Annotated in this window: 14 protein-coding genes; 6 read left to right on the top strand and 8 right to left on the bottom strand. The window is 71.8% G+C overall.

Translation table 11 applies throughout. The features are described 5' to 3' along the window. Positions 1–27 precede the first annotated feature (27 nt). Positions 28–3,732 carry an ABC transporter ATP-binding protein gene (locus DEJ49_RS02585; protein ID WP_150182180.1) on the top strand — a complete coding sequence of 1,235 codons (3,705 nt, stop codon included), beginning with the start codon at positions 28–30 and terminating at the stop codon, positions 3,730–3,732. Between the two features lie 84 nt (positions 3,733–3,816). Here the strand turns inward: DEJ49_RS02585 and DEJ49_RS02580 are convergent, their stop codons facing one another. Together DEJ49_RS02580 and DEJ49_RS02575 are read right to left on the bottom strand one after the other, a co-directional pair. Further along, the gene (locus DEJ49_RS02580) at positions 3,817–4,422 is read right to left on the bottom strand and encodes a hypothetical protein (RefSeq protein ID WP_150182179.1); all 606 of its coding nucleotides are present in this window, start codon (positions 4,420–4,422) and stop codon (positions 3,817–3,819) included. After that, on the bottom strand, positions 4,419–5,069 hold the full coding sequence (locus DEJ49_RS02575) for a hypothetical protein (RefSeq protein WP_150182178.1): 651 nt from the start codon (positions 5,067–5,069) through the stop codon (positions 4,419–4,421). Before DEJ49_RS02575 ends, DEJ49_RS02580 begins: the two co-directional genes overlap by 4 nt. Positions 5,070–5,403: 334 nt before the next feature. On the opposite strand from DEJ49_RS02575, the gene DEJ49_RS02565 reads away from it, so the two are divergent. Next, the gene (locus DEJ49_RS02565; RefSeq protein ID WP_150182177.1) at positions 5,404–6,783 is read left to right on the top strand and encodes a helix-turn-helix domain-containing protein; all 1,380 of its coding nucleotides are present in this window, start codon (positions 5,404–5,406) and stop codon (positions 6,781–6,783) included. On the opposite strand, the gene DEJ49_RS02560 is transcribed toward DEJ49_RS02565, so the two are convergent. Together DEJ49_RS02560 and DEJ49_RS02555 are read right to left on the bottom strand one after the other, a co-directional pair. Continuing rightward, entirely contained in the window at positions 6,749–7,378 is a 630-nt protein-coding gene (locus DEJ49_RS02560) for an alpha-ketoglutarate-dependent dioxygenase AlkB (RefSeq protein ID WP_150182176.1), read from the bottom strand. The genes DEJ49_RS02565 and DEJ49_RS02560 overlap by 35 nt on opposite strands. Positions 7,379–7,499: 121 nt before the next feature. Then, positions 7,500–7,760 (bottom strand): GlsB/YeaQ/YmgE family stress response membrane protein, encoded by a 261-nt coding sequence (locus tag DEJ49_RS02555; protein ID WP_150182175.1) that lies wholly within the window; start codon positions 7,758–7,760, stop codon positions 7,500–7,502. Positions 7,761–7,948: 188 nt separating this feature from the next. Between DEJ49_RS02555 and DEJ49_RS02550 the strand changes: the two genes are divergently transcribed. Together DEJ49_RS02550 and DEJ49_RS02545 are read left to right on the top strand one after the other, a co-directional pair. Further along, positions 7,949–9,994, top strand: coding sequence for a SpoIIE family protein phosphatase (locus DEJ49_RS02550; protein WP_150182174.1), 2,046 nt, complete (start codon positions 7,949–7,951; stop codon positions 9,992–9,994). Between the two features lie 59 nt (positions 9,995–10,053). After that, positions 10,054–10,494 carry an OsmC family protein gene (locus tag DEJ49_RS02545; protein ID WP_150182173.1) on the top strand — a complete coding sequence of 147 codons (441 nt, stop codon included), beginning with the start codon at positions 10,054–10,056 and terminating at the stop codon, positions 10,492–10,494. A gap of 7 nt (positions 10,495–10,501) precedes the next feature. On the opposite strand, the gene DEJ49_RS02540 is transcribed toward DEJ49_RS02545, so the two are convergent. Next, a complete protein-coding gene (locus tag DEJ49_RS02540) occupies positions 10,502–13,525 on the bottom strand; it encodes a family 16 glycoside hydrolase (protein ID WP_190329246.1) in 3,024 nt (1,007 codons plus the stop codon). A 219-nt stretch (positions 13,526–13,744) separates the two neighbouring features. Here DEJ49_RS02540 and DEJ49_RS02535 point away from each other — a divergent pair, with 219 nt between their 5' ends. After that, positions 13,745–14,416, top strand: coding sequence for a M15 family metallopeptidase (locus tag DEJ49_RS02535; RefSeq protein WP_223832691.1), 672 nt, complete (start codon positions 13,745–13,747; stop codon positions 14,414–14,416). 50 nt (positions 14,417–14,466) lie between these two features. On the opposite strand, the gene DEJ49_RS02530 is transcribed toward DEJ49_RS02535, so the two are convergent. Continuing rightward, on the bottom strand, positions 14,467–15,597 hold the full coding sequence (locus tag DEJ49_RS02530) for a PQQ-dependent sugar dehydrogenase (RefSeq protein ID WP_150182171.1): 1,131 nt from the start codon (positions 15,595–15,597) through the stop codon (positions 14,467–14,469). A 172-nt stretch (positions 15,598–15,769) separates the two neighbouring features. Next, a complete protein-coding gene (locus tag DEJ49_RS02525; protein WP_223832690.1) occupies positions 15,770–16,282 on the bottom strand; it encodes a DUF1360 domain-containing protein in 513 nt (170 codons plus the stop codon). 295 nt (positions 16,283–16,577) lie between these two features. Here DEJ49_RS02525 and DEJ49_RS02520 point away from each other — a divergent pair, with 295 nt between their 5' ends. Further along, a complete protein-coding gene (locus DEJ49_RS02520; RefSeq protein WP_150182170.1) occupies positions 16,578–18,236 on the top strand; it encodes a catalase in 1,659 nt (552 codons plus the stop codon). Between the two features lie 27 nt (positions 18,237–18,263). Here DEJ49_RS02520 and DEJ49_RS02515 read toward each other — a convergent pair whose 3' ends face one another. Then, a complete protein-coding gene (locus DEJ49_RS02515; protein ID WP_150182169.1) occupies positions 18,264–18,998 on the bottom strand; it encodes a TetR/AcrR family transcriptional regulator in 735 nt (244 codons plus the stop codon). Positions 18,999–19,139 lie beyond the last annotated feature (141 nt).

Genomic DNA, 19,139 nt, shown 5'->3' with positions numbered 1-19,139 from the left:
CGACGGGGCACGGTCGAGGAGGCTGGTATGCGGACGTGGCAGGAGTGGGCGGCAGCGGTGCGGCTGTTGTGGCGGGCCGGTCCCCGGCACACCGTCGCACTCACCGTGACCGTGGTCTGCGGGGCGCTCACCGGGCCGCTCGTCGTGATCGCCACCGGGCGGCTCGTGGGCGACCTGCCCGGAGCCGTGACCGCGGGCCCCGGATCGGCCGACGCCCGACGGGTCCTGGCCGCACTCACCGTGTTCGGGGCGCTGATCCTCGTACGGACGGCACTGCGCGCCCTGGAGGGCGGGCTCGCCGCGGTCCTCAGGCTGCGTGCGGCCACCGTCGTGGAGGACAGGGCCATGGCGGCCGGTACCGGCCCGGACGGCATCGGACACCTCGAGGAGCCGGGCTACGCCGACACGCTGCGGCTGGTCACCGAGGCCAACAGCCGCCCCGACCAACTCGCCACCCTGCTCCCCGAGATCGTGCGCCCCCGCCTCGAAGGGCTCGGCCTGCTCGTCCTGTTGGCGCCGCTCGCCTGGTGGGCGCCGATACTGCTCGCGCTCGCCGCGGTCCTCACGTACCGCTCCTACCAGCGTCTGGCGCGCCACGTGCACGGCAGCATGCAGGCGGCGAGCGCGGTGATCCGCAGGGCCGGATACCTGCGGTCGCTGGCCGTGGACCCCGAACCCGCCAAGGAAGCCCGGCTCCTCGGGCTCCGCGACTGGCTCGCCGAGCGGATGACGGCCGTCTGGCAGTCGGGCATGGCCGAGGTCTGGGCCACCCGCGGGACGGCGGCGCGGCGGGCCTGCGGAGCGGTGGGGTTCGTGGTCCTCGCGGAGGCGGCGGTCCTCGGGTACGCCGCCTTCGCCGCCGCACGCGGCGACCTGGACCTCACCCGGCTCGTGATCAGCGCCCAGGCGGCGCTCGCCGTCCCCGCGCTCGGCTGGGTCGGCGACGCCGACAACGTGGTGCGGGACGCGCTCCTCGGCCTGCGGTCCCTCGCCGATCTCGAGGCGCGCGGGACCGCGGACGACGTGCGGGAGCTCACGAAGAACGGGGGTGTGAGCGGCGACGCCCCCGAAACCCGCCGGAGCATCGCCTTCGAGTCCGTCCACTTCACCTACCCCGGCACGGACGAACCCGTGCTGCGCGGCCTCGACCTGACGATCCCCGCCGGCACGTCCGTGGCGCTCGTCGGGGCGAACGGCTGCGGCAAGACGACACTGATCAAACTCCTCGCACGGCTCTACGAACCCGACGCCGGGCGCATCGCCGCGGACGGCACGGACGTACGGGAGCACGCGGTGCGGGGGTGGCGCCGGGGGATCTCCGTCGTCTTCCAGGACTTCGTGAAGTATCCGCTGACACTGCGCGACAACGTGGGCATCGGCGCACCCGGCCTCGCGGACGACCCCCGCGAACTGGAGCGCGCCCTCGACCTGGCCGACGGGGCCGAACTCGTCGGGACGCTCGGCGCGGGCTGGGACACCGTGCTCTCCCGGCAGTTCACGGGCGGCGCCGACCTGTCCGCGGGCCAGTGGCAGAGGGTCGCCCTCGCCCGCGCGCTCCTCGCCGCGCGGACGGGCGGCGTCCTCGTCCTCGACGAGCCCACCGCACACCTCGACGCACGGGCCGAGGCAGCGTTCTTCGACCGGTTCCTGACGGTGAGCGGGGGCGCCACCACGCTCCTGGTCTCGCACCGCTTCTCGGGCGTGCGCAGGGCCGACCTGATCCATGTCATGGACGGCGGCCGCATCGTGGAGAGCGGCACGCACGACGGGCTGATGGCGCGCGGCGGCAGGTACGCCCGGATGTACCGGCTGCAGGCCGATCGGTTCGTGGACGGGGACGGGGAGGGTGACTTTGAAGTCGTGGGTGCCGGGAGCGTACGGTCACGAGCGCTGCCCGCCGGGCCCGACGTGCCCGGCGACAGCACCGAGACCGACGTCCCCCGGCCCGAGCGCGGTGCGCGCGCCGTGCTCGGCGCCCTGCGCACCCTCGTCGTGGGATCTTTCCGCGAGTCCTGGAAACTCGCCGTGCTCGGCATGCTGCTCGTGCCCGCCGCGGCCGGACTCGCGGCGCTCCAGGCCCTGTGGCTGCGGTCGATGGCGGAGGGCGCGGAGCTGGGATCCCTCGAGACGACGCTGACGGCCGCGCTGTTGCTCGTGGTGAGCCTCGGCGCGTGGGAGGCGGTCGAACTGGCGGCCCTCGGCGCGAGGATCGGGCTCAGCGAGCGGGTGGGCTTCGCCTTCGACCGGCTGCTCGCCCGGCTCGCCGCCGGCATACCCGGACTGCGGCACCAGGAGTCGCCCGCGTTCCAGGACCGGCTCCACCTGCTGCGCGACCGCACCCTCGCCATCGGCGCCCTGCTCAACTGGGTGCTCAACCTCCTCGAACAGTTCGGCGGCTTCCTGGTGACCGCCGTGCTCCTCGCCGCCGTCCACCCCGCCCTGCTGGTACTGCCGCTCATCGGGGCGGTGGCCATGCGGGTGCAGATCTCCGCCCGCGGCATCAGCGCCCGCGCGCAGGAGGCCACCGCCGCCGACTACCGGCTCGCCGCACGTCTGGCGGCCCTCGCCACCTCGCCGACGGCGGGCAAGGAACTGCGCGTCTACGATGCGGGGCCCCAACTCCGCTCCAGAGTCGCCGAGTTGAGGCAGCGTGCGGACCGCGTCAAGGTCCGGGCGCAGTGGCGGATCACCCTGCTCGGCGGCGCTTCCGGCCTGCTCAACTCGCTCGGCCTGATCGGCGCGGTCGCCTTCGTCGGGCATCTCGCCGTGACGGGCCGCACCGGCCTCGGCGCCGTGCTGCTCGCCGTCGTCCTGGCGGGACGGTTCACCGGCCACGTCGCCGGTCTCGTGCAGACCACCGGAGCCGTCGTCGAACTCCTGCAGAGCGCCGAACGCCTGCGCTGGCTGCAGGCGTACGCGGAGCGGGCGAGCCTCACGTCGACGGCGGCCGTACCGACGGAACTGCGGCACGGCATCGTCGTGGACGGACTGTCCTTCCGCTATCCGGGCACTACACGGACCGCGCTGCACGACGTCACGCTGCGGCTGCCCGCCGGGGGAGTGGTCGCCCTGGTCGGTGAGAACGGCTCGGGGAAGTCCACGCTGGTCAAGCTGTTGTGCCGGATGTACGAGCCGACGCGGGGCCGGATCACGGTGGACGGCGTCCGCCTCGACGCGCTGGACCCGGAGGCGTGGCGCGAGCGGCTCGGCGCGGCCTTCGAGGACTTCGTACGCTTCGAGTTCACCGCCCACGAGACGGTCGGCGTCGGGGACCTGTCCCGTATCGCCGACCGGCGGGCGGTGGCCGGCGCGCTGGCCAGGGCGGGCGCCGTCGATCTGCCCGGCACGCTCCCCGCGGGCCTCGGCACCCAGCTGGGCAGCCGCTGGGAGGGCGGGGTCGACCTGTCGACGGGCCAGTGGCAGAAGCTGGCGATCGCACGGGCCCTGATGCGCCCCGCACCCCTGCTGCGCATCCTGGACGAGCCGACCGCGTCCCTGGACGCCGAGACCGAACACCTCGTCTTCGAGCGGCACATCGAGGCGGCCCGCCGTCCGGAGTCGTGGGGCGTCACCCTCCTCGTCTCGCACCGGTTCTCGACCGTGCGCGGCGCCGACCTGATCGTCGTCCTCGACCACGGCCGGGTCGCGGAGACGGGCAGCCACGACGAACTCCTGGCGCGGCGCGGGCTCTACGCGCAGATGTACGGGCTTCAGGCGCGCGCCTACAGGTGACGGGCACCGCGCCTGCCGGTGACGGGAACGCGGAAGGAGCGCCGGCCGGGGCCGACGCTCCTTCTTTCTTCACAGGGGCAGCCGTTAGGCGACGGCGGACCCCAGCGGAGTCAGCCACGCCGGGTCACGCGGCTCCACCTTGTTGGCGAAGGCCACGAACTGGGCGTACGCGGCCAGGTCGGCCATCGCGGACTGGATGCGGAGCAGCTCTCCGTCCGACCCGGGGCCGTCGGCCCGCTCCAGCCAGTCCCCGATGAGAGCGGCGACCGCGACGGTGCGGCCCCGCATGTCGCGGCAGATGGCGACAGGCCCGCCCTTCGCGGCCTGGCGGGCGAACGCCTGCCACAGCTCGATGGAGTGCGGCACCTGGCCGAGGCTCAGACCGGAGCGGTAGAGCCGGTCGTAGTCCAGCCTGCGGTACCAGGAGGCCGACTCCTCGGTGAGGGTGCCCGTCGCGAGGATGTCGCCCACCCGGGCCAGCATCCGCGCGGCGTTGTCGAGCCGGTCCCGCGCCGCCGCGGCGTACACGGCGGCGGCGTTGACCCCGTCGCCGTGCTCGGCGAGTTCGAGCGCCCGGCACAGTTCGCTGGTCGCGGCGGTCAGTTCCGTGCCCGCGCTCAGCGCGAGGTGCTTCTTGTCGCGCAGGTCCTCCTCGCCGAGGGCGAGCATCTTGTTGCAGACGGCGCTCATATCCGGTTGCTCCTTCCGTCTCCGGCGCCGGCGACGGCACTGGGGGTCATACCGAGGATGTTGATGACAGCCAGCGCCTGACCGTAGATCCGGATGCGGTCGAACGCCGTCAGGAACTGCCAGGCCAGCCGCTGCCAGTCGGCGGGAGGCGCGTCCGCGGCACCGGCCGCGAAAGCGTCGAGCTCCGTCGAGAACCCGGTCAGCGCCGTCACGAAGTGGCTGTACGCGGCCTCGTCGCCGCCCGCTTCGTAGCGCAGCGCGATGGTTTCCACGGCGACGTCGTCCAGCTGGACCAGGTCCGCCTGCCGGGCGGCGTCCAGCGTCTCGCGCACCGGGGCGGTCCCGCCGCCCGCGGTCCGCAGCCGCTCGTCGTGGACCGGGTAGAACCCGAGCTCCTGGGCGACGCGGTGCGAGGTGCGGTACTCCACCAGCGCCGCCTGGACGGCCGCGGCGGCGCAGCGCACCCGCAGAGCGGCCTGGCGCTGGTCGTTCAACTCCAGGTCGGAGTGCATCAGGTGGAGCTCGCTGCCGGCCCGCATGAAGTGGGCCGAGCCGGTGGCGATGGGGCCGTCCACGCTCGCGTAGAGCGACTGGTCGGCGATGCTGCCGTCCGGCAGATTGGGAGCTTTGTTGCAGACCCTGCTCATAGAGGTCGTGTCTCCTTGGTTGTCCGATGTCGGGTGTCCGAGGTCGGTTGTCCGATGTCGGTCGTGCCGCACCAAACCGGTCGACGGCGTTCCACGAATGCCTTGGTGACGGCCGGTGCGGTGCCCGCTCGCCGGAGTGCGGCTTCCGAGCGGTAGAGGGATGCTCGCAACGCCTCCCCGGGGGCGGCCCCGGATGTCGGGCAGCACCGGACAGATCCGGATGCGCGGAGCGTCGGCGGCGGCAGCGACGATGGGGGTCACGGGGGCAGTGGGGGCGACTACGGGGGCGGCGGGGCATCCGCCGGACGGAGAACCGCGGGAGGCGCCGACGGGCGTGGGCCCGGTCGATTCCGTGGACACGGCGGAGGCGCTGGCCGCGCTGCTGCGGCAGCTGCGCAGGCGTGCCGCGCGCAGGGACGGCGGTGCACAGCTCACCTACCGCCAGCTGTCGGCGCGGACGGGCTGGGCGCACGGGGTGATCGGCGACTACTTCGCGGGCAAGACGCTGCCGCCGACGGACCGCTTCGACACGCTGGTCCAGCTCCTCGGCGCCACCGGGCGCGAACTGCGGATACTGGCGACGGCCCGCGACCGGGTGGAGGAGGCGCGCCGGTCCCGCACGGCGGTCAACGGCCACCCGGTACCGCAGGGAAAGGACGACGCGGGGCCCCTGCCGCCCGTGCCCCGGCAGCTCCCTCCTGACATCCCCGGACTCCCGGGCAGGGAAAGGGAGCTGGAGGCGCTCGACGTGCTCCGCCCCGGACCGCGGGGCGCGGGTCCTGCCGTCGTCGCGCTCGACGGCCCCGGCGGCGTCGGCAAGTCCGCGCTCGCCGTGCACGCCGCCCATCGGCTCGCCGAGCGGTTCCCCGACGGCCAGCTCTACGCCGACCTGCGGGGCTCACACCGCGACGAGCGCCCCGTCCCGCCCGCAGTCGTCCTGCGCCGCTTCCTCAACGCGCTGGGCGCGCCGCGGCCGTACACCGGCAGTGCGGAGGACGCGGCCGCCGCCTACCGCACGCTGCTCACCGAGCGGCGCGTCCTGATCGTCCTCGACAACGCCGTGGACGCGGCCCAGGTGCGTCCGCTGCTGCCCGCGGCGCACGGCTGCGCGGTCCTCGTCACCAGCCTCGGCGTCCTCGCCACCCTGAACGGCGCCGCGCACCTCCATCTGACGCCCCTCCCGCCCCCGGCGTCCGTCGCGGTCCTCGCCCTGTGGGCGGGGCCGGGGCGGCTGACCGCCGAGCACGGCGCAGCCCAGGTCATCGCGCGGCACTGCGGACACCTGCCGCTGGCGCTGCGCATCGCGGGCGCCCGCCTCGCGGCGCGGCCCCGGTGGCCGGTGCGGGAGCTCGCCGACCGGCTCGCGGATCCGGCGCGCCGCCTCGCGGAGCTGTCCTTCGCGGACCTGGACATGCACGCGGCTCTGGCGGCCGGCCACCGGGAGCTGCAGGCCCGCGGCCCGAGCGGGCGGGCGGCGGCGCTGGCTCTTCCGCTCCTCGCGGCGGAGCAGGGGGAGCACGGCGAGCAGAGGGAGCTGACGGTGGCCGAGGCGGCGGTGACGACCGGCGGCGCCCTGTCGGCGACGGAGGTGATCCTGGAGCAACTGGTCGACGTACAGCTCCTTGAGTCCCGTGCCCCCGGGCGCTACCGCTTCCACCCGCTCACCCGGCTGTTCGCCCTCACCGCACGCCGTGCGGCCGGAACTGGATGCTGATGCGTCCGCCGGAGGCGCGCGTCGACTTCGGGACGGCGTGCTCCCAGGTGCGCTGGCAGGAGCCGCCCATCACGATCAGGTCGCCGTGTCCGAGGGGCTGCCGGACGGTCGCGCCGCCACGGCGGGGGCGGAGCAGCAGATCGCGCGGGGCTCCCACGGAGAGGATGGCGACCATCGTGTTCTCGCGGGCGCCCCGGCCGATCCGGTCGCCGTGCCAGGCCACGCTGTCGCGCCCGTCCCGGTAGTGGCACAGCCCCGCCGTCGTGAACGCCTCGCCGAGCTCGGCGGCGTAGTGCTCGGAGAGGGCTCGGCGGGCCTCGTCGAGGACGGGGTGGGGGAGGGGGTCGCGCGCGCCGTAGAAGGCGAGGAGGCGGGGGACGTCCACGACCCGTTCGTACATCTGGCGGCGCTCCGCCTTCCACGGGACCTCCGTGGCGAGCTGTTCGAACAGGGTGTCGGCGCCGCTCAGCCAGCCCGTCAGCAGGTCGATCCACGCGCCGTCGCCGAGGACGGTCCGGCGGATTCCGGCCAGGGAGCCCAGGCGTACGTCGTCGCTCTGGTCGAAGAGCGATCCCTGGAGCTGGTGCGTTGCCATGCGACCAGTGTAACCAGTGTTCGAACACGCGAGCGAATTCAGGAGTCGGTGGAACCCGGAAACGCCTCGGGGGCGCGCATCCGGCCGGATGCGCGCCCCCGAGAGGCCCTACGGGCGGCTTCTACCGCTTCCCCGAGACCAGGCGGTAGATGAACAGAACGATCACGGAGCCGACGATGGCGGCGATCCACGTCGACAGGTGGAAGAACCCGTTGATCGAGTGGACGCCGAAGATCACCTTGCCCAGCCAGCCGCCGAGCAGGCCGCCCACGATGCCGATCACCATGGTCAGCAGGCAGCCTCCCGGATCCTTGCCGGGGGTGAGGGCCTTGGCGATGGCTCCCGCGATGAGACCGATCAGGATCCAGGCGATGATGCCCACGAGAACGTTCCTCTCTTTGTGCTCCGGTCGGCACTGGATCCCCAGGCCGACACAGAGCGAATGTCCCGACAATGACGAGTCACACAGGACCAACGTCACGTTTGACGGGACCAATGGCACGCCGGACTCCGGCGGGCGGGTGACGCGCGGGCGGCTTATGGTGGCCGAGCGGCATACCGGAGACCACCATGACGTCAGCGAAGAAGACATCCGTCGATGTGGAACAGTGCCTGCTCCTCACCGGCGTGGGCGGTTTCGACTGGGACCTGAAGACCGGCGCGCTCGGTCTCGACGCCGGTTCCCTCGCGGTGCTCGACCTGCGACCCGATGAATTCGACGGGCGCGTGACCTGCCTGACGAGGCGCATCCCTGCTGAAGAGGCCGTGCGCATCAACTACGCCGTCACCGAGGCCGTCGCCTCCGGCGCGGACCGCTACGGCGTGTACTTCCGCGCCCGGCGCAGGGACGGCACGAGCCACCTCGGTCACGCGCGCGGACGCATCGTGCGCGACGGCGAGGGCCGGGCCGTGCGCGTGCTCGGCGTCCTGCGGTCGGCGTCGGAGGACGGGGCGGAGCTCGCCGCCATCGACCCCAGGGAGGAACGCCGCCAGGGCATCGCCCTGATGGTGCAGGGCACCACGCAGGCCCTCTCGCGGGCCGTCACCGTCGACGACGTGGTCGCCGTCCTGTCCGGCGCGAGCGGCCTCGACCGGTTCGCCGCCGACGGACTCGTCCTCGGCCTCGTCGAGGGGGACAAGCTGAAGCTGATCGCCCTGGTGGGCCAGACGATGCAGGCCCTCGACGAACTCAAACTGCACAAGTTCGACGAGTCCCAGCCGCTGGCCGAGGCCGTCATGACCCGGCAGCCCCGCTTCGTCGCCTCGCTGCCCGACCTCGCGCGCCGCTTCACCCGACTGCGCCCCTACATCGAGCGCATGCGGCTCGACTCCGCGGCGTTCCTGCCACTGGTCGCCCAGGACCGCGCCATCGGCGGACTCGGCCTCTTCTACCGCGGCCGCAAGGACTTCACCGACGCGGACCGCAACCTCTGCATCGGGCTCTCCGGCATCGTCGCCCAGTCGCTGCAGCGCGCCATGCTCTTCGACGAGGAGCGGGATCTCGCCAAGAGCCTCCAGGCCACCATGCTGCCGCGCGGGGTGCCCGCCGTCGCGGACTGCGAGGTCGCCGTGCGCTACCACGCCGCGTGGGGCGGCCGCGACGTCGGCGGCGACTTCTACGACGTCGTCGCCCTGCCCCGCGGCCGCATCGGCCTGGTCGTCGGCGACGTACAGGGGCACGACACGCACGCCGCGGCCATCATGGGCCAGCTGCGCATCGCCCTGCGCGCCTTCGCGGGCGAGGGCCACCCGCCGAGCACGGTCCTCTCGCGTGCCTCCCGCTTCCTCGCCGAGCTCGACACCGAGCGGTTCGCCACCTGCACGTACGCCCAGTTCGACCCCGCCACCGGCATCGTGCGCGCCGTCCGCGCCGGACATCTGCCGCCCCTCGTGCGCCACGTGGACGGCCGGGTGGGCGTGCCCCGGGTGCCCGGCGGGCTGCCCCTCGGCCTGGCCTCCGAGTTCGGCATGGAGGACTTCCCCGAGGTCCGCCTCGACCTGGTGCCGGGCGAGACGATGGTGCTCTGCACCGACGGGCTCGTGGAGGACGCCACTCTCGACGTCGATACCGGCATGGGCAACCTCGCCGACGTGATGCGCCAGGGCCCCGAACGCGCCGAGGCCCTGGCGGACCACCTCTCCCAGGCGCTGTGGCAGCGCTGGGGCACGAGTGACGACGTTGCGCTCCTCGTCCTGCGCAGACTGCCCGACCCCGGCACGCCCCAGGAGCCGCGCATTCACCGGTACGTCCACCAGGCCGACCCCGAAGGGCTCGCCGACGCGCGGGCCGCACTGCGCGAACACCTCGCCTCGTGGGGTTTCGGCGCCGTCGCCGACGACGTGGAGGTGGCGGCCGGCGAACTCCTCGTCAACGCCCTCGTCCACACCGACGGAGGCGCCATCCTCACCCTGGAGGTGCTCTCCGGGCCGCCGCGACGCGTCCGCCTGTGGGTGAAGGATCGCTCCAGCGACCGCCCCCGCCGGAGGTCGCCCGCGGAGACCGCCACCTCCGGGCGCGGGCTGCTCCTCGTGGAGGCGGTCGCCTCCTGCTGGGGCGTGGAGCCGCGCGGCGAGGGCAAGGCCGTGTGGTGCGACTTCGCCGTACCGGACGCCTGAGCCAGGCCCGTCGGACCGGCCTGCGCCATACCGAGCCCCGCCCTGGTTACCGTTCGGCCATGGCCGACTACCGCATCGAGACCGTACGCAACGGCGAACGCGACTGGACCGCCCGCAACGACCGCGGCGCCGAGGTCCGCATCGCCGCCGCCGACCATGCCGACGCCCAGCCCTCCTTCACCCCCGTCGAGCTCCTCCTGGCCGCACTCGGCGGCTGCGGCGGACTCGTCGTGGACCGCACCGCCCGCACCGTCGAGCACGACGCCCTGCGCGTCGTCGTCGAGTCGGTGTCCCGGCCCGAGGACGACGGTCGCGTGGGCGTCGTGCGCGTCTCCTACGAACTCGACCTGCCCGAGGGTGACACCCGTGCCGCCGAGGCGCTGGAGCGTGCCATCCGGCTGACCCACGAGAAGTACTGCACGGTCAGCCGCACCGTCGAACACGGCGCCCGCGTCGAGGCGGTCGGCCCCGACGGGACGACCCTGTTCGCCGGAGGGTGACGGCGGGTCAGGTCAGCGGCTCCACCCACACATTCCGGAAACGGACCTTGTTGCCGTGGTCCTGCAGCCGGATCGCGCCGGCCGTCGCGGATTCGGCGTCACCCGCCCCGGTCGGGCCGTCCACGGCCACGTCGTCGTGGACCTTCTCGCCGTTCCACACGACGGTGACCCGGGCGTCCGACGTCTTCTTGCCGTCCGCGTCGAAGCGGGCGGCACGGAAGGTGATGTCGTATGTCTGCCAGGTCTCCGGCGCCTTCGACGCGTTGCGGTCGGCGGCCTTCTTCCGGTAGATCGCCCCCGCCTCGTCGTCCGCGAGCTTCGCCACGCCGTACGAGTCCAGGATCTGCACCTCGTACCGCTCCTGGAGGTAGACGCCGCTGTTGCCGCGGTCCTGACCGGTCACGTCGTCCGGCAGCTTCGGCACCCGGAACTCGACATGCAGCCTGAAGTCCCCGAAGTGCTGTTTCGTGCGCAGGTCGCCGCAGCACACCTCCATGGACTTCTCGGCCTTGTGCGGCCACTCCGCGCTGCGGCCGTCACCGTGTTGCCAGGCGGTGGAGACACTGCCGCCGGAGAACAGGTCGATGCGCGTGCCGGGTCTGCGCACGTCGAGCGCGTCGAGGTTCACATGACCCGTGTCGTCGGCGCCGACGGAGTACGCGATCGTGTTGTGGCCCTTGCGCAGGGTGAGCCGTTCGGTCTTCGTCGACCAGCGGTTCCACGCGACCGTGGACGGCAGACTCGTCTGTTTCGCCGTGCCGCCGTTGACGCTGACGCCGACCGTCTTGGTGCCGGGGGCGGGGTGCGGGCCGTTCGCGTAGCGCAGCCCCACGTCGTACGCGCCCGCCTTGTCGGCCACGACGTCGAAGGTCGCCTTCGCGCCCTTGTCGCCGAAGCCGTCGACGAAGCCGCCGCCGGTGAACCCGGCGTGCTCGTTGTCGATGTCGGCGCTGCCCGACAGCTTCGCGGACTCGGCGTCGTACGTCGTGACGGGCTCCTGCGGGCCCGGCTTGGCGTTCAGGGTGTACCAGGCCTCGGTGGACCACAGCTCCTCGCCGCCCGCGGACGAGAACGGGCGGGGCGAGCGGACGTGCACGACCCGGTCCGGCTGCAGGCCGGGGATGGTGAGCCGCACCGTGCGCCGGTCGTCCGAGAGCTTCGCCGACGCGACCGGCAGCGACTCCTCGTCGACCTTCGGGCCGCCGTAGTCCGGCGTGGGAACGTACCGCCACTGCTCGACCGCGTACGCGCCCTCGGTGAGCCTGGCCGCGGTCTCCTCGGAGAGGGGTTTCGTGTAGGTGAGGTCGAAGCCGTCACGCGTGGCGCGCATCGTCTTGATGTCGAAGGCGGTCTTCCCGTTCGGCGTCAGTTTCTGCAGGCCGAAGCGGAGCTTGCCCTCCTGGCCCCAGTTGCCGTCCGCGCCCAGACCGCCGGTGTAGATCGCGCCGTCGGGGCCCTCGCTGATCCGCGAGATGCCGGCCTCCAGGCCCTGCGTGTGCCGGAACACCGCGCCCTGGTACTCACCGGCGACCTTCTCCAGGTCCGCGCGCTGCAGTCCGCCGTACGTGACGTCGCCGAACACCATCTGCCCGGCGAAGGGCCCCTTCTTCAACCGCATGGGCGTGCTGGGGGAGTTGGCTATCTCGTTCTGCGGGAGCCACAGCACGGGCTTGGTGACGGGCTTGTCGTCGAAGGGCCCGTCGGGGTTCGTGTAGTGGTTGAAGAATCTGTCCTGCTTGATGTGGACCAGCTTGGACGCGGGCAGCCAGCCGCCCTGGTTGTCCGTGACGAACAGGTCGTTGCCCGGACCGCGCCCGATGCCGTTCGGGGTGCGCAGGCCTCCGGCGAGGTAACTCACCTTGCCGGTCGACTTGTTGACCTTGATCGTCGTGCCGCGGTTCGGGGCGGGCTGCGGGTCGGTGGTCGCGCCGCCGTAGTTGATGGCGACGGAGAGGTTCAGATAGAAGTCGCCCTTCTCGTACAGCAGCCCGAAGGCGAACTCGTGGAAGTTCTTGCCCCACGGCCACTCGGCGATCTTCCGCTTCTCGTCGCTGACGTCGTCGCCGTCGGTGTCGTTCAACTCGGTCAGCTGGTGTTTCTCCGACACGTACAGCTTCCCGTCCACGTACTTGATGCCCATCGGCTCCCTGAGCCCGTCGGCGATCTTCTTGTACGTGACCTTCTCGGGGCTCGTGTCACCGGTGACGTGGTCGAGGAGGTACACCTCGCCCTTCGTCTCGTTGCTGCCGCCCCACGTCGATATCGCGAGCCGGCCGTCGGGCAGCCAGTCCATCGCCGAGACCTGCGGCTCGAATCCCTTGGGGCGCAGGTCGGTGAGCTGGTAGCCGGGGTTGACCTCGATGAGCGGCAGGCCGTCACCGGGTGTGTCGTACGTGCCCTCGCACTCCTTGCGGCCGGGCGCGGTGACCCGGACGACGTCGGCGTCCGTGCTGAGCACGGAGTTCGGCACGGTCGTGAACTCGCTCGCGCCCGGCGGCTTCCACTGAAGGGTGACCTGCTGGCCGCCGCCCCGGTCGAAGTGGTCGATGCGCAGCGACCGGTACCCCGCGTTGAGCGTGATGCTCCCGTCCTTCGGCTCGGCGCCGTGCAGCCCGTCGTGGTCGATGACCTGCTGTCCTCCGAGGAAGAGCCGCGAACCGTCGTCGCTGATCAGCCGGAAGTCGTACGCGCCCGCCTCCGGCACGTTCAGGTTCCCGACGATCTGCGACACGAAGTTGTCGCTGAAGCCGAAGCCGTCGGTCGACGTCCAGTCCGCCGTCGGGATCAGCTTGTCGACGTTGGGGGTCTGGGCCGGCTTGAGGTCGCACAGCTTCTCCAGCGGGGTCCGCACGTCGAAGACGCGCAGGGTGACGCCGGGTTCCTGGGGCGGTAAGTCCGCGAACGGGCGCGCGTCGTCGTCGTCCGCGGCCGCGCCGGGTGCGAGCAGACCGGCTCCGAGCAAGGCGCTGAGCAGCAGTCCCGTGGATCTTCGGGCCCTGGCGGTACTTCGGGCTCCGTGGTGAGGCTTCACTCTTCCTCCTGCGTGGTTCCGTCGTGGGTTACGCAGATCTCTGTGGCAGAGCGACGCTCAGCGTAGGGATGACGTCGAGTGACGTCCACACTTTGTCCATAGAAAGGAAAAACGAGGGTGCGGCGAGGAGCGGCGAGGGTCCCACCAATCGGGCGAATGGCGGCCGACGGGCGGCTGCGCGGACCGGGCAGGGCCGTGGGGGCGCGTTATGCCTGTGGGGTGATCACGCTTAGAGCCCGTGCGTTCCTCGCACTCGCCACCCCGGCCGCAGTCCTCCTCACCGCGGTCGGCCCGCCGCCCGCCGCCGCGGACACGCGGCGGGAACCCGCCCTGGACGCGCGGGTCAGCGCCGTCTCCGCGCGTGACCTCGGCCGCAGCTGGCACCCGGGGTGCCCGGTCGCGCCCTCCGGCCTGCGGCTCATCCGCATGAATCACTGGGGGTTCGACGGCCGTGTCCACGCCGGTGAGCTCGTCGTGCGCGAGCAGGCCGTGCGCCCGATGCTGTACGTATTCGGCCGGGCCTTCGACGCCCGGTTCCCCGTCCGCCGGATGCGGACGATGGCGGCGTACGGCGGCAGCGACGTCGCGGCGATGAAGGCGGACAACACCTCGGCGTTCAACTGCCGTGCCGTCACCGGCGATCCGTCACGGCTCTCGCAGCACTCGTACGGGGACGCGGTCGACATCAACACGCTGGAGAACCCGTACGTGGACAGGAACGGGCGCGTCTACCCCGCGGCGGGCGCCGCCTATCTGGACAGGCGACGCACCGCCAAGGGCATGATCAAGAACGGTGACGTCATCACGACGGCGATGCGCGAGGTCGGCTGGCAGTGGGGAGGACGCTGGCGCTCCCCGGACTACCAGCACTTCTCGGCCAACGGACGGTGAGCGCGCCCGCGCGCCGCCGGACCTGTGCCGCGGGCCTTACGCCGCCGCCCCTACGCCGCCGGGTCGATGCGCGACACCGGCCCGCCCAGGTCGAGCACGTACAGTTCGCCCCTGCCGCCCTGGACGAACGAGACGACCTCGCCGCCGTTGACGCCCAGGTCGCTCACCCCGGTGACCTTGCCGTCCTTCAGCTTCAGGGCACGGACGGTGCCGTCGCAGTAGTCGCTGAACAGGTACTGGCCCCTGAGCTGGGGAATCTCCTTCCCCCGGTACACGAACCCGCCGGTCACGGAGCAGCCGAGGCCGGTGCGGTCGTACTCGTGGACCGGCGGCACATGGTTCGCGGGCTCGGTGCCCTCGCGGAAGGGATGGGTGCCCTCCATCTGCGACCAGCCGTAGTTCTCGCCGCCCTTGCTGGAGGCCGGGGCGCGGTCGATCTCCTCCCAGGCGCTCTGGCCGACGTCACCGATGAACAGGTCGCCCGTGCCCTTGTCGAACGAGAACCGCCACGGGTTGCGCAGTCCGTACGCCCAGATCTCGTCCTTCGCCTTCGGGTCGCCGACGAACGGGTTGTCCCGCGGGATCGCGTACGGCTTGCCGCCCCGCGGATCGATGCGCAGCAGCTTGCCGAGGAGCGTGTCGAGGTTCTGCCCGTTGCCGTGCGGGTCGCCGCCGGAGCCGCCGTCGCCGAACGCGATGTAGAGGTAGCCGTCGCGGCCGAACTTGATGTCGCCGCCGTTGTGGTTCGGGTAGGGCTGCGTCTGTGTCAGAACGGTGCGCCGGGTCTCCGGCCGCAGCTTGCCCTTGCGCACGGCGAACTCGTCGATGGTGCTGGTGCCTTCGAGGTCCGTGTACGAGATGTAGAAGTGCTTGAAGTCGTTGGCGAACGCGATGCCGAGCAGGCCGCGTTCGCCGTCGGTGGTGGTCTCGGCGGAGATGTCGAGCACGGGCTCGCCGAGCCCCTGCTTGCCCAACACGCGGACCGTGCCCGCGCGTTCGGCGATCCAGACGGCGCCACCGGGGCCCGCGGTGCCCGCGGACGGATTCTTGGCCGTGGCCACCTTGGTGAGCGCGACCTTCGCCGCGTCGTCGCGGGGAGAGGCGGACGCCGAGGCGAGGGCGACGGACGTGACGAGGCAGAGAGCGCCGATGACGGCAGAGCTTCTGGTGCGAACGTTCACCGTGATCCTCCTGGAGGCGGCGAAAGGGGGGGGGAGGTCACCATGGTGTGCTGCTGGCCACGGACGAGACTACTGGGACACGGGCGCTTGGTGTAGACCAAGGACGCCACTGACTTCCCCCATTCCCCTCTTCCCCTCTGCCCCTCGACTCGTTCGACGCTCCCCGCCCGGTCTACTCGGCGTTCTTCTGCATCAGGCAGTCGTAACCGAGCTGCATCGCGTCGGCGGCCGCGAGCACGGAGAGGCCACCCGTCACCGTGCGCGTCGCCTTCGGCCACAGCAGGGCGGCGCCGGTGACGGTGGTGGTGAGCCAGACGCTCAGGCAGAACGGGCAGGTGACGAGCTCGCCCACGGTCGCCCGCACGCCGTTCCCGCGCGGGCTCTCGTTGACCTCGGCGGGCCCGGACGCCTCCTCGTAGCGGGTGAACGGCGCCCGCAGCGGGCTCGTCACCGACCCCTTGCTGAGCAGGCGGCCGAGCCGGAAGGTGGCGGCCGCCGCGAACAGCACGTCCCAGGGCTCGGGACGCTCGGGGAGCGGGGTCTTCCGCAGCCGCACAGCCGCACCCCAGGCCGTCGTGTACGCGCCGAACGCGGCCACGGCGCCGGCGTGACCGCCGAGCCGGTGTTCCTCGCCGGAGGAGTAGGCCCTGCCCGCACGCCGAAAGACTCCCTTGATCCGTCGCACGCCGGTGCCTTTCTCACGACTGTCCTGAACCACCGCAACCTCCACTGAAGCGTGTCGCAGGCCTTCGCGCCTCAGGGGCGGATCCACCCAGGCGAGCCTGCGCACCAGGTAACCCCCCGACGCGTCCGAAAACGCCCCGACAGCTGAACGGCGGAACTCCGGTCGTCTGGCGCGGCGCCCCCGGCACATCTGTGTGATCGTGGACGGGCCGGGCACCGGTGTTCCTCCGTCCGGTCCGCACGCGTGCCGGAACGCAGGTCCGCGCACACGGTCACTCGTCAAGGAGCCGACGGTCATGACGGACGTATCGAGCATGGGTTCACCGGCGGACGATTCCCGGCCGGTGCTCACCGACCGGCAGGGTCACCCGATCTACGACAACCAGAACCAGCGCACGGTCGGCGCGCGGGGCCCGGCCACGCTGGAGAACTACCACTTCCTGGAGAAGATCAGCCACTTCGACCGGGAGCGGATCCCGGAGCGTGTCGTCCACGCGCGGGGCGCCACCGCCTTCGGCTACTTCGAGGCGTACGGAAGCTGGGGCGACGAGCCCATCAGCCGGTACACGCGGGCCAAGCTGTTCCAGGAGCGCGGCAAGCGCACCGATGTCGCCCTGCGCTTCTCCACCGTCATCGGGGGCCGCGACTCCTCCGAGGCCGCCCGCGACCCGCGCGGCTTCGCCGTGAAGTTCTACACGGAGGACGGCAACTGGGACCTGGTCGGCAACAACCTCGGTGTCTTCTTCATCCGGGACGCCGTGAAGTTCCCCGACGTCATCCACGCGCTGAAGCCCGACCCCGTCTCGCACGAGCAGAAGCCCGCCCGGATCTTCGACTTCATGTCGCAGACCCCGGAGAGCATGCACATGCTGGTCAACCTCTTCAGCCCCCGCGGCATCCCCGCCGACTACCGGCACATGCAGGGCTTCGGCGTGAACACCTACAAGTGGGTCGACGCCGAGGGCGGCACCGTCCTCGTCAAGTACCACTGGATGCCCAAGCAGGGCGTGCGCAGCATGACCGAGGAGGACGCCGCGAACGTGCAGGCCGGCGAGCTCGGCCACGCCACCAAGGATCTGTACGAGGCGATCCGCCGGGGCGATCACCCCGAGTGGGAGCTGCTCGTGCAGGTCATGGAGGACGGCGACCACCCGGAGCTCGACTTCGACCCGCTGGACGACACCAAGACCTGGCCGGAGCAGGACTTCCCGCCCAAGGCCGTCGGCCGCATGGTGCTCGACCGCACGGTCGAGGACTACTTCGGCGAGAACGAGCAGATCGCGTTCGGCACCGGTGTCCTGGTCGACGGCCTCGACTTCTCCGACGACAAGATGCTCGTCGGGCGGACCTTCTCGTACAGCGACACCCAGCGCTACCGCGTCGGCCCCAACTACCTGCAACTGCCGGTGAACCGGGCCAAGAACGCGACCGTGTGCACCAACCAGCGCGACGGCTCGATGGCGTACGACAACCGCGCGGCGAACGAGAACCCCGAGGTCAACTACGAGCCGTCGATCACGGGCGGGCTGCGCGAGGACCAGTACCCCACGCACGACGAGCAGGGTCCCGAGGTCCGCGGCCGGCTCACCCGCAAGCGGATCCCGCGCACCAACGACTACCTCCAGGCCGGTCAGCGCTATCTGCTCATGGAGGACTGGGAGCGCGACGACCTCGTGAACAACTTCGTGAACCTCATCTCCCAGTGCGACCGCACGGTGCAGGAGCGCATGGTCTGGCACTTCCTGCTGGTCGAGAACGACCTCGGGCTGCGCGTCGGCAAGGGACTCGGCATCGGTGCCGACGACGTGTCGCACCTGGAACCGCTGCAGGGCCAGACGCTGACGGACGAGGACCGCAGCCGCCTCCTGCGGCTGGGGAACAACCCGCCGCGCGACGTCTCAGGACTGACGATGACGCACTGCGTGCCGGACGAACGCCATGTGGTGACACGCTGACGACCCCCTGACGGCGGGTCCCGCGGCTCACGGCTGCCGCGGGACCCGCCGTCGCACGTCCTCGTACAGGTTCCGCATCGCCATGCGGTAGAGCTCGGACTGGTGGGCGCCGAGGAAGCCGGTGTGCCCGAACACCTCCAGGGCGACCATGCCGTGCACATAGCCCCACACACTCAGCAGCAGGGCCGTCGCGGACGGCGGCAGGGCGGTGCCGCTCGGGGGTGCCTGCCGCGCCAGGTGGCCGAGGAACGCGGGGGACAGGGACCGCGTGTCGGCCGCCGCCAGCTGTTCCGGTGCGAACCCGCGGAACAGCTCCCGTTCGAAGACCGCGCTCATCCGTCGGTTCGCCTCCGTCGTGGGGCCGTCGACGGGGGCGTGGTAGTGCCTGAGCGGCGCTCCGTAGAGGAGCTGGAACCGCTCGGGGTGGTCGAGCGCCCAGCGCCGGTACCCCTCCGCCGCGACGATCATCCCCGGCAGGTCGGGGTCGTCCTCCACCGTCTCGGTCGCGGCCTGCACCGCGTCCGCCAAGTCGTCGTACGCCTTGGTGATGAGGGCCGTCACGAGATCGTCCCGGCTCGGGAAGTAGTGGTAGAGCGCCTGCACGGTCATGCCGAGGCTGCGGGCCACCGCGCGCAATGACAGGGCGTGCGGTCCGTGTTCGGCGATGTGCGCCTCGGCCGCGCTCACGATCTCGTCGACGGCGACGGCCCGTCGGCGCTCGCGCAACGACGGTCTGGGCGCGGGGACTTCGTAGGTGGACATACGGCGACCGTACGTCGCTCTCCCGCGCTCCGGGGCCGGAATGCGGCATCCCGTGAAGAAAATCTAACACTGCTCAATTTTGTTGTGCCCCGATAGCGTCGGCTGCGCCCGTCACCGCAACACCCGTGCATGAAGCCGTAC

This window comes from Streptomyces venezuelae (assembly GCF_008642335.1).
GTDB classification, from domain to species: Bacteria; Actinomycetota; Actinomycetes; order Streptomycetales; family Streptomycetaceae; genus Streptomyces; species Streptomyces venezuelae_F.
Note: the sequence above shows the minus strand (reverse complement) of the source record. Positions and strands in the feature narration are given on the sequence as shown.